Annotated in this window: 7 protein-coding genes; 3 read left to right on the top strand and 4 right to left on the bottom strand. The window is 68.4% G+C overall.

The genetic code is table 11. The features are described from left to right. The 3 genes from polA to AC3WPZ_RS26295 form a co-directional block, all read left to right on the top strand. On the top strand, positions 1–2818 hold a 2818-nt coding region (gene polA / locus AC3WPZ_RS26305), incomplete at its 5' end, for a DNA polymerase I (protein ID WP_492442325.1). Positions 2819–2894: 76 nt separating this feature from the next. Next, a complete protein-coding gene (locus AC3WPZ_RS26300; protein ID WP_492442323.1) occupies positions 2895–3794 on the top strand; it encodes a dienelactone hydrolase family protein in 900 nt (299 codons plus the stop codon). A gap of 63 nt (positions 3795–3857) precedes the next feature. Further along, positions 3858–4679 carry a ZIP family metal transporter gene (locus AC3WPZ_RS26295; RefSeq protein WP_291117636.1) on the top strand — a complete coding sequence of 274 codons (822 nt, stop codon included), beginning with the start codon at positions 3858–3860 and terminating at the stop codon, positions 4677–4679. A 15-nt stretch (positions 4680–4694) separates the two neighbouring features. Here the strand turns inward: AC3WPZ_RS26295 and AC3WPZ_RS26290 are convergent, their stop codons facing one another. From AC3WPZ_RS26290 to AC3WPZ_RS26275, 4 genes are read right to left on the bottom strand one after another with little or no spacing between them, the layout of a single operon-like run. Then, positions 4695–7265 carry a PAS domain S-box protein gene (locus tag AC3WPZ_RS26290; protein ID WP_492442321.1) on the bottom strand — a complete coding sequence of 857 codons (2571 nt, stop codon included), beginning with the start codon at positions 7263–7265 and terminating at the stop codon, positions 4695–4697. A 26-nt stretch (positions 7266–7291) separates the two neighbouring features. Further along, positions 7292–8149 (bottom strand): sulfurtransferase, encoded by an 858-nt coding sequence (locus AC3WPZ_RS26285; protein ID WP_492442319.1) that lies wholly within the window; start codon positions 8147–8149, stop codon positions 7292–7294. 25 nt (positions 8150–8174) lie between these two features. Then, complete coding sequence (locus AC3WPZ_RS26280; RefSeq protein ID WP_444688179.1) at positions 8175–9065, bottom strand: DMT family transporter; 891 nt, start codon at positions 9063–9065, stop codon at positions 8175–8177. Between the two features lie 46 nt (positions 9066–9111). Beyond that, positions 9112–10260 carry an aromatic ring-hydroxylating oxygenase subunit alpha gene (locus tag AC3WPZ_RS26275; protein WP_382323744.1) on the bottom strand — a complete coding sequence of 383 codons (1149 nt, stop codon included), beginning with the start codon at positions 10258–10260 and terminating at the stop codon, positions 9112–9114. Positions 10261–10581 lie beyond the last annotated feature (321 nt).

The raw sequence follows: 10581 nt of genomic DNA, 5'->3' as shown, positions 1-10581 counted from the left end.
CACCCCCACCGGCCAGAAGACCCTGCTGCTGGTCGACGGCTCCAGCTACCTGTACCGCGCGTTCTTCGCCGGCGGTGAGGCCATGAGCACCACCTTGCCCGATGGCACGGTCCTGAAAACCGGCGCCATCCGCATCATGATCAACATGATGCAGAAGCTGCGCAAGGACGTGCGCGCCGACTACGCCGCCTGCGTTTTCGACGCCAAGGGCCCGACCTTCCGCGACGCGCTGTACCCCGAGTACAAGGCCAACCGCTCGCCCATGCCCGATGACCTGCGCGCGCAGATCGCCCCGATCCACGAGGTGGTGAAGCTGCTGGGCTGGAAAGTGCTGGACGTGCCGGGCGTGGAGGCCGACGACGTGATCGGCACGCTGGCCCACGTGGCCGCGCAGCAGGGCATCGACTGCATCATCTCCAGCGGCGACAAGGACCTGAGCCAGCTGGTCAACGAGCACATCACCGTGATCGACACCATGAACGACCGCCGGCGCGACGTGGCCGGCGTGACCGCGGAGTTCGGCGTGCCGCCCAGCCTGATGCTGGACTACCAGACGCTGGTGGGGGATCAGGTGGACAACGTGCCGGGCGTGCCCAAGGTCGGCCCCAAGACCGCCGTGAAATGGCTGACGGAATACGGCTCGCTGGAGGCGCTGGTGGCGCGCGCGGGCGAAATCAAGGGCGCGGCGGGCGAGAACCTGCGCAACGCGCTCGATTGGCTGCCCAAGGGGCGGGAACTGCTCACCATCAAGACCGACTGCGATCTCCAGGACCACATCGAGGGCCTGCCCTCGCTGGAGGCCATCACGATCAACGGGCAGGACAGCGAGGCGCTCAAGGCGTTCGGCGAGACCTACGGCTTCAAGGGCCTGGTCAAGTCGCTGTCGCAGCACGACGTGCCACCGGAGCTGATCGAAAAGAGCCAGGCGAAGGCCAAGGCCAAAGGCCCGGCGGACGAGGGCTCGCCCGGCCTGTTCGACGAGCCCGACCTGAGCGGCAGCGCCGAGCGCACCACCAACCTGCGCTACGACACCATCCTCACCTGGGCGCTGTTCGACAGCTGGCTGCAGCGCGTGCTGGCGGCCGAGCTGGTGGCGCTGGACACCGAGACCACCTCGCTCGACGAGATGCGTGCCGAGATCGTGGGCATCAGCTTCAGCGTGACGCCGGGCGAGGCCGCCTACATTCCGCTGCGCCACGCCGGGCCCGACGCGCCCGAGCAGCTGCCGTTCGACGAGGTGCTGGCCAAGCTCAAACCCTGGCTGGAAGACCCGGCGAAGCACAAGCTCGGCCAGCACGTGAAGTACGACCGCCACGTGTTCGCCAACCACGGCATCGAGGTGCGGGGCTATGTGCACGACACCATGCTGCAGAGCTACGTGCTGGAGGTGCACAAGCCGCACGGCCTGGCCAGCCTGGCCGAGCGCCACCTGGGCCGCCAGGGCATCAACTACGAAGACCTGTGCGGCAAGGGCGCGCACCAGATCCCGTTCGCGCAGGTGGACGTGGCCAAGGCCGCCGAGTACTCGTGCGAGGACAGCGACCAGACGCTGGACGTGCACCGGGTGCTGTGGCCGCAGCTGCAGGCGGACGAAAAGCTCCGGTTCATCTACGAACTCGAGATCGCCAGCAGTGAGGCGCTGTACCGCATCGAGCGCAACGGCGTGCTGATCGATGCCCCCACGCTGGCCGCGCAAAGCAACGAGCTGGGCCAGCGCATCGTGGCGCTGGAGCAGGAGGCCTACGCCATCGCCGGCCAGCCCTTCAACCTGGGCAGCCCCAAGCAGCTCGGCGAGATCTTCTTCGACAAGCTCGGCCTGCCCGTCATCAAGAAGACCGCGACCGGCGCGCGCAGCACCGACGAGGAGGTGCTGGAGAAACTCGCCGAAGACTACCCGCTGCCTGCCAAGATCCTGGAGCACCGCAGCCTGTCCAAGCTCAAGGGCACCTACACCGACAAGCTGGCCCAGATGGCGCTGCCGCGCACCGGGCGCGTGCACACGCACTATGCCCAGGCCGTGGCGGTGACCGGGCGGCTCTCCAGCAACGACCCCAACCTGCAGAACATCCCGATCCGCACGCCCGAAGGCCGGCGCGTGCGCGAGGCTTTCGTGGCGCCCGCGGGCAGCGTGATCGCCAGCGCCGACTACTCGCAGATCGAGCTGCGCATCATGGCCCACATCAGCGGCGACGAAGCCCTGCTGCGCGCCTTCCACGAAGGGCTGGACGTGCACCGCGCGACCGCCGCCGAGGTGTTCGGCGTGGAGACGGCGCAGGTCAGCAGCGAGCAGCGCCGCTACGCCAAGGTGATCAACTTCGGCCTGATCTATGGCATGGGCTCGTTCGGTCTGGCCAAGGCCTTGGGCATCGACAACACGGCGGCCAAGAACTACATCACGCGCTACTTCGAGCGCTTCGAGGGGGTGCGGCGCTACATGGACGAAACGCGCCAGCGGGCCAAGGACGTGGGTTACATCGAGACGGTGTTCGGCCGGCGCCTGGTGCTGCCCGACATCAAGAACGCCAAGGGCGCGAAGCTGTCGGCGCTGGAGCGGCAGGCCATCAACGCCCCCATGCAGGGCACGGCGGCCGACCTGATCAAGCTCAGCATGGTGGCGGTGCAGGCCGCGCTGGACGAGCAGCGCCGGGGCACGAAGATGATCATGCAGGTGCACGACGAACTGGTGTTCGAGGTGCCCGAGGGCGAGGTCGACTGGTTGAAGACCGAGATCCCGCACCTGATGGCCGGCGTGGCCGCGCTCAAGGTGCCCCTCTTGGCCGAGGTCGGCGTCGGCCCCAACTGGGACAAGGCCCATTGAGCGCTCACGCCGGTTGAACTTCGGGCGCGCCCCGAAGTCAGGTAGTTTTTCAACCCCCGAAGAAGGAGACACGACGATGCTCGAAGAACAACACGTGCAGGACCTCGACGCCTTGCTGCCCGGCCAGTCCACCGAACACGGTGCCACCCGCCGGACCGCCCTGAAAGCCGCGCTCGGCGTGGGCTATGCGGCCTCCGCGCTGCCCCTGATGGCGCAGACGGCGATCAAGACGCCCACCGATGGCCTGACCGTGGGCGAGGTGACGATCGACGTCAACGGCTTCAAGATGCCCGCCTACCGCGCCGCGCCGGCCGGCAAGACCGGCCTGCCGGTGGTGCTGGTGCTGTCCGAGATCTTTGGCGTGCACGAGTACATCGCCGACACCGCCAACCGCTTCGCCCGGGCCGGTTACCTGGCCATCGCGCCCGAGCTGTTCGTGCGCCAGGGCGATGCCCAGGGCTACGGCGAAATGGCCAAGCTCATCTCGGAAGTGATCTCCAAGGTGCCCGATGCGCAGGTGCTGGGCGACCTGGATGCCACCGTGAAGTGGGCCGCCGCCAATGGCGGAGACGCGGGCAAGGTGGGCATCACCGGTTTCTGCTGGGGTGGGCGCCAGGTCTGGCTGTACAGCGCGCACAACCCGGCCGTGAAGGCCGGCGTGGCCTGGTACGGCCGCCTGGTGGGCGATGCGACCCCGCTCAACCCGAAACAGCCCGTGGACGTGGCGGCCAGGCTCAATGGCCCCGTGCTGGGCCTGTACGGCGGCGCGGACACGGGCATCCCCCTTGACACGGTTGATAAGATGAAAGCCGCCCTGGCGGCCGGCAACGCGGCGGCCAAGGCATCGACCTTCGTGGTGTATCCGGACGCACCGCACGCCTTTCACGCCGACTACCGGCCGAGTTTCCGCAAGGAAGCGGCGGAAGACGGGTGGAAGCGGGCGCTGGCCTGGTTCAAGCAGCACGGCGTGGCCTGATCGGGCCACCCTCCGTTCAACGAAGGCCGCCCTGGGGCGGCCTTTTTTCGTGGTGACAAGCAAATGACCCTGTTGGCAATCCTCATCGGCACCGTCGCAGCGGGCGTGGGCAGCGTCTGGCTGGCGGCCCTGCTGAGCATGGCCATGCTGGCGCGCTACACCCAGCACATGCTCAGCCTGGCGGCGGGGGCGCTGATGGCCACGGCCTTCATGCACCTGCTGCCCGAGGCCTTCGAGAGCGAGGCCGGCGCGCACGAGCTGTTCGCGATGCTGCTGGGCGGTCTGGTGTTCTTCTTCCTGCTCGACAAGGCCGAGCTGTGGCACCACGGGCACGAGCACAGCCAGGAAGAGGAAGCCCTGCTCGACCACGAACCTCAGGACCACCACGCGCACCACCCTGGCCACAGCCATCACCACCACGGTCACGACCACGGGCCGCGCTCGGGCGGGTGGACGGTGCTGGCCGGCGACAGCGTGCACGCCTTCGGCGACGGCATCCTGATCGCCTCGGCCTTCATGGCCGACATGCGCCTGGGCGTGGTGGCCGCGCTGGCGGTGCTGGCCCACGAGGTGCCGCACCACATGGGCGATCTGGTGGTGCTGCGCCACACCTCGCGCAACTCGCGCGCCGCGCTGGTCAAGGTCTCGCTGGCGGGCACGGTCACCGCGCTGGGCGGCCTGCTGGGTTATTTCCTGCTCACGCAGCTGCAGGACTATCTGCCGTATTTCCTGGTCGCTGCGTCCAGCAGCTTCGTCTACGTGGCCCTGGCCGACCTGATCCCGCAACTGCAGAAGCGGCTGAGCCTGCCGGCCACGGTGGCGCAGATCGCGTGGTTGCTGGTGGGGATCGCGCTGGTGACCGTGGTGAGCGGCTTGGCGCACTAGACAGACTGGCCGGCTTTAGCCGGCGACGCTGTCCCCGAACGAGAAGCAGAAGCGCGCTCCTGCACCCGGCTGCCCTTCGCCGGTGATGTGGCCGCCATGGCGCTCGATGATGCGCCGCACCGTGGCCAGGCCGATGCCCGTGCCCTCGAACTCGCTGGGCATGTGCAGGCGCTGGAAAGGCTTGAACAGCTTGTCGGCATAGGCCATGTCGAAGCCCACGCCGTTGTCCCGCACATAGAACATCCGGGGTTCGCCACCCACCGGTGGCAGCAGGCCCCACTCGATCACCGAGCGTTCCTTCGTGCGGCTGTACTTGAGCGCGTTGGCCAGCAGGTTTTCCAGCACGATGCGCGCCAGGCGCGGGTCGCAATGCGCGCGCAGATCGGGCGTGATGCGCTGCTCGATCACACGCTCGGGTTGCTTGAGTTGCTCCTGCGCCAGGATGCCTTGCACCATGGCGCTGAGGTCCACGGTCTGCTGCGCCAGCACGCCCTGGCTCACGCGCGCCAGGGCCAGCAGGTCGTCGATCAATGAGCCCATGCGCTGGGTGGAACTGAGCACCCGGTCGAGCAGCTGGCGCTCGTCGGCGCTCAGGCGCGGCCCCACTTCCTCCTCCAGCAGGCGGGTGAAGCCGTCGATCGCGCGCAGCGGTGACTTGAGGTCGTGCGACACGGAGTACGCGAACGAATCGAGCTCGGCGTTGAGCTGCTGCAGGTCGGCGGTGCGCTCGCGCACGCGATGCTCCAGCGTCTCGTTGAGGCGCTGGATCTCGCGGTCGCGGCGCAGGCGCACCAGCTCCGAATTGGCCCGGCCGGCGAAGATGGCGATCAGGGCCTGCGTGTCCGGGCGCAGTTCCACCGGCTGGCGCCAGAGCGCGAAGATCACGCCGATGGCGGTGCCGTCGGCATCGCGCAGGGCCTTGCCCAGGTAGGCCTGGCAGCCCGACTCGATGAGGCTGGTGGCCTGGGGGAACTGCTGCGCCAGGCCGTCCGTGCAGATGAGCATGTCCTGCTGGAGCAGGGAGCGCGCGCAGGGCGTGCCTTCGATGGAGAAGGTGAAGTTGGGCCGGGCCTGCCCGTCCTGGCGGATCGCCAGGCTGCGCACGCGGCCGTCGTCGCGGCATTCGCCCACCACCACCATGTCCGAGCCGATGGCCTCGCAGAGGTGGCGCGTGAGCGCGCTGAAGAAGGCTTCGCCGGTCTCGGCGGCCACGCCGCGCGCCACGTTGAGCAGCAGCGCCTCGCGCTCCTTCTCGGCGGTGATGCTGACGGTGCAGGCCAGGATGCAGGGCTCGCCGTCGATGTCCAGCAGCTCGGCCCAGATCCGGGTGTCCACCAGCGAGCCGTCCTTGTGGCGCATGCGGGTTTCGTAGCCGTCGATGTGGCCTTCGCACAGCAGCTGTTCCACGAAGGCTTCCCGGTCCTTGGGGGTCAGCCAGGCGCCGATTTCCACCGAGGTCTTGCCCCTGATCTCTTCCGGCAGCAGGCCCTGCGCGCGGTCCTGCGCGCGGTTGACCTCGATGATGGCGCCGTCCGAGAGGCGCGAGATCGTCATGTTCAGCGGGCTGAAATGGAAGGCCTTGGCGAAGCGCTCCTCTGAGCGGCGCAGCCGCTCCATGACCTCGTTCTGGGCGCTCACATCGCTGATGGTGGTGATGACCAGCTTGTCTTCGCGGTCGTCGCCCATCTCGCTGGAGACCAGGCCTTCGAAGGTGCTGCCGTCCGCGCGCTGGCCGCGCGCGGGGTACTGTTCGGCGCGCCGCGCGGCGAACAGGGCGGCCAGGTACGTCTCCCGCTGTTCGGGGTCCGCCCACAGGAAGCTGTCGGGTCGGCCCAGGGCCTGGTCGCGGGTGTAGCCGTAGCAGCGCTCGAAAGCGGGGTTGACGTCCAGGATCATCCCGGAACGGGCCGACTGCGCGATCATGGGGCTGGGACTGGTGCGGAAGATGCGGGCGAAACGCTCCAGGTTGAGGTCGCGCTGGTGCTCGGTTTTCTTGCGCAGCTCCAGCTCGGCCTTCTGCCGGTCGAACGCCTCGCGCAACTGGCGCCCGCTGTGATAGACCATCACGCCCACCACGATCACGGTGGCCGAGTGCGTGATCCACACGCGCAGGCCGACTTCGAAATAGGGCGTCGCGCTGAACCAGCCATTGACCTCGGCCAGCGTCAGCACACCGAGCGCGCCCACGCTCGCCGCGACCGTGGCAATGAGCGCGGTGCGCCCGAGGAAGGTGCCCGCGCCGGCCACCGCCGCGACGAACAGGAAGCCCACCGCCGTGCGCACCGAGCCGTAGGTGACCACCGAGAGCACGGCCGTGGCCAGCGTGCCCATCACGATCAGGGGAGCCACGTAGTGAATGCGGTCCCAGCGCACCAGGGCATAGGCCACACCCGACACCAGGACCAGGCAGGCCGCGATCCAGGCTTCGCGCTGCCCCGGGCTGGCGAACATCAGGTCGATCACCAGCACGATCAGCGCGGCGATGCCGGTCAGCAGCGCCAGCAGCTCCAGCACCCGCTTGCGCTGACCGTCCGGCGCGGGGGCCTGGTCCGTCGGTTCCAGAAGGCGGGAGGAGGTCGGAGGCATGGGATTCGGTCGGCGGGCGCCCGCTGTCAGCCCTGCGCCGTGGGCAGGCCCGGCGTGTTGCACCACTCGCTCCAGCTGCCCGGGTAGAGCTTCGCGCGGCCCAGGCCGGCGATTTCCATGGCCAGCAGGTTGGGCACGGCGCTCACGCCGCTGCCGCAGTGGTGCACCACGGTGGCGGGGTCGCGGCCGGCGAGCAGGCGGTCGAACTCGGCGCGCAGTTCGGCCGCGGGCTTGAAGCGACCGTCCGGCGCCGCGTTGTCACCGAAAGGGCGGTTGAGCGCGCCGGGGACGTGGCCGGCCACCGGATCCAGCGGCTCGGTCTCGCCGCGGAAGCGCGCACCTGCGCGGGCGTCGATCAGGGTCATGGCGGGGCGCCCGAGCGCGCCGGCGATGTCCGCTGTGCTCACGGTCTGCGCCAGCGGCTCGCGCAGTTCGAAGACCGCTGGCTTCGGAGGATTCGCGGGACCGCTTTCCACCGCGCCGCCGGCCGCCTTCCAGGCCGCCAGCCCGCCGTCCAGCACGGCCACGGCCTCGTGGCCGCACCACTTGAGCATCCACCACAGGCGACCGCTGGTGGTGATGGCCTGGCGGTCCAGCACCACCACCTGCTGGCTGTTGTCCAGGCCCAGCTGGCCCAGGCGGGCGGCGAAGGTGGCGCGCGAGGGCAGCGGGTGGCGCCCGCCGCTGGCGCGGTCGGGGCCGGACTTGTCGCTCAGGTGGTGCTCCAGGTGCACGTGCACCGAGCCCGGGAGGTGCTCGGCCTCGAACTGGGCCAGGCCTGCCTCGGGCTTCATCAGCTCGTAACTGCAGTCAAAGATGCGCAACGGGGCGCCACGGGCAATGAGTTGCTGGAGTTCGGGTGCGGAGATCAGGGTCGTGTGCATGCGCGCATTGTGGGGCAGATGCCCCTCAGTGTTCTTCCGCGGGTGCATTCGGCACGGTGCGGGTGCGCAGCACCGTGGCGGTGATGCCGCTGACGATGATCAGCGCCATGCCCAGCCAGCCCATCAGCGGCAGCTGGTCGCCGAAGAAGACGATGCCGTAGATGCCGGCGATCACGATGCCCGAGTACTGCAGGTTGGCCACCACCATGGTCGCGCCGCGCGAGTAGGCGCGCGTCATGCAGAGCTGGCCGAACAAGGCCAGCAGGCCGATGGGCAGCAGCCACAGGGCGCTGGGCCAATGCCAGGGGCTCACGCCCGCGAACAGCATGCCGATCCCGCCGGCGAGCACGGCGCCGATCGAGAAGTAGAAGACGGTGCGGCTCTCGGGCTCCCCGGCGCGCGAGAGCGCGGCCACCTGCAGGTAGGCAAAGGCCGCGAAGATGCCCGAGAGCAGGCCCACCAGCGCGCCCACGACCTGGTGGTCGGCCAGTGTGGGGCGCAGCATCATGGCCACGCCGCCAAAGCCCATGAGCACCGTGAGGAACAAGGGGCCCTGCTCGCGGATGGGGGCGTTGCGCCCCTGCATGAGCAGGGCGCCGCCGAGCAGGAAGGTGGCGATCCACACGCTGCTCATGTAGTTCAGCGTCATGGCCGTGGCCAGGGGCAGGGCGGCGATGGCGAAGAACCAGGCGGTGAGCGAGATCGTGCCGACGATGCTGCGCCAGACATGCATCATGGGCATGCTGGTGCGCAGCGACACGCCGTTCACGCGCGTCATCGCGATCAGGAAGATCGCACCCACCACGCCGCGGTAGAAGACGATCTCGAAACTGTTGAAGTGGCTGGACGCGAACTTGATGCACACGCCCATGGAGGCGAAGAACAGCGAGGCGAGCAGCATCCACAGGGCCTGCATGGATCAGGCTCCTGTGGGCGAAGGGCACATGCCGGTGCCGATGGCGTCAGCCCGGGATGGCGCCCGCCATGTGGCGGCGGTACCACTCGTGGAAGTGCTGCATGCCGTCTTCCATCGGGCTCTGATAGGGGCCGACCTCGTTGTCGCCACGCGCGAGCAGGGCCTTGCGCCCGGCGTCCATGCGTTCGGCGATCTCGTCGTCCTCGATGCAGGTCTCCATGTACGCCGCGCGCTGCGCCTCGACGAACTCGCGCTCGAAGGCCGCGATTTCCTCGGGGTAGTAGAACTCGACCATGTTGAGGGTCTTGTCCACGCTGACGGGGTGCAGGGTCGAGACCGTGAGCACGTGCGGGTACCACTCCACCATGATGTGCGGGTAGTAGGTGAGCCAGATCGCGCCGTGTTCGGGCATCTTGCCCTGGCGGTACTGCATCAGCTGCTCGTGCCAGCGCTGGTAGACCGGGCTGCCGGCCTTGCCCAGCAGGTTGGCCGGGCCGACGGTCTGCACCGAGTACGCCGGCTTGAACTCCCAGCGCAGGTCTTCGCAGGTAACGAAACCACCCAGGCCCGGGTGGAAGGGGGCGACGTGGTAGTCCTCCAGATAGACCTCGATGAAGGTCTTCCAGTTGTAGTTGCACTCGTGCAGCTCCACGTGGTCGAGCACCATGCCCTCGAAGTCGAGCGCGGCGCGCGGCCCCATGTTCGCCAGGTCGGCCTGCACGTCGCGTCCGTTGTCCTCGAACAGCAAACCGTTCCACTCGCGCAGCGGGTAGTTGTTGAGGTTCAGGCAGGGGTCCTGCTCGAAGTGCGGCGCGCCGAGCAGGCGCCCGGCCTGTTCACCGTGCGTGCCACTGTAGGTCCAGCGGTGCAGAGGGCAGACGATGTTGCCGCCGGCGCTGCCGCTGCGGGTCTCGCCGAGGTTGCCCCGGCCCTTGAGCATGACGGCCTGGCGGTGGCGGCACACGTTGGAGACCAGCTCCACCCCTTTGTCGGTGCGCACCAGGGCGCGACCACCGGCCTCATGCGGCAGTGCGTGGTAGTCCCCCACATGGGGAACCGCGAGTTGGTGCCCCACATACCGGGGCCCGCGCTGGAAGAGCGTTTCCTTTTCGCGCTGGAACAGCGCCTCGCTGAAGTAGCTGGAAACCGGAAGTTGGCTTGCGGCCTGCTGCAGTTGAAGACTTAAATCAGACATGGTGGTCCTGACCTAGAGACTCCCCCTATGAAGGGGCAGGGTAAGCGCTGTGCTCGTCAGACGAATTCGCGCGGGATGGGTGGGGTGGTGCGTCCCTCCGGACAGGGGCTGTCCGTAGTGAAGAGGTGTGGAGAAAAAAAGAGAGCGGATTGTACCCCGGGGGGGAATATCCCTGCCGGGCATAAAATGCCGGTTTCACCAGGCCATCTTCAGCACCCCAAGGCCGGGCCCATGCAGCCCGCCCCACCGCGCGGCGAAGCAAGTACCGCGGTTTGCGAAGGGCCTCAGCCCACAGAATCCATGCCCACACCTTCTCCCTCC

The organism is Hydrogenophaga sp. FW305-3-2-15-A-LB1 (genome assembly GCF_058787875.1).
The sequence above is the reverse complement of the archived record's forward strand: the minus strand, read 5'-3'. Positions and strand labels throughout refer to the sequence as shown.

Excerpts from the sequence above, each read along its gene's own strand:
- AC3WPZ_RS26295 (WP_291117636.1), top strand. The coding sequence starts at position 3,858 with ATGACCCTGTTGGCAATCCTCATCGGCACCGTCGCAGCGGGCGTGGGC.
- AC3WPZ_RS26275 (WP_382323744.1), bottom strand. The coding sequence starts at position 10,260 with ATGTCTGATTTAAGTCTTCAACTGCAGCAGGCCGCAAGCCAACTTCCG.
- AC3WPZ_RS26290 (WP_492442321.1), bottom strand. The coding sequence starts at position 7,265 with ATGCCTCCGACCTCCTCCCGCCTTCTGGAACCGACGGACCAGGCCCCC.
- AC3WPZ_RS26280 (WP_444688179.1), bottom strand. The coding sequence starts at position 9,065 with ATGCAGGCCCTGTGGATGCTGCTCGCCTCGCTGTTCTTCGCCTCCATG.
- AC3WPZ_RS26285 (WP_492442319.1), bottom strand. The coding sequence starts at position 8,149 with ATGCACACGACCCTGATCTCCGCACCCGAACTCCAGCAACTCATTGCC.
- AC3WPZ_RS26300 (WP_492442323.1), top strand. The coding sequence starts at position 2,895 with ATGCTCGAAGAACAACACGTGCAGGACCTCGACGCCTTGCTGCCCGGC.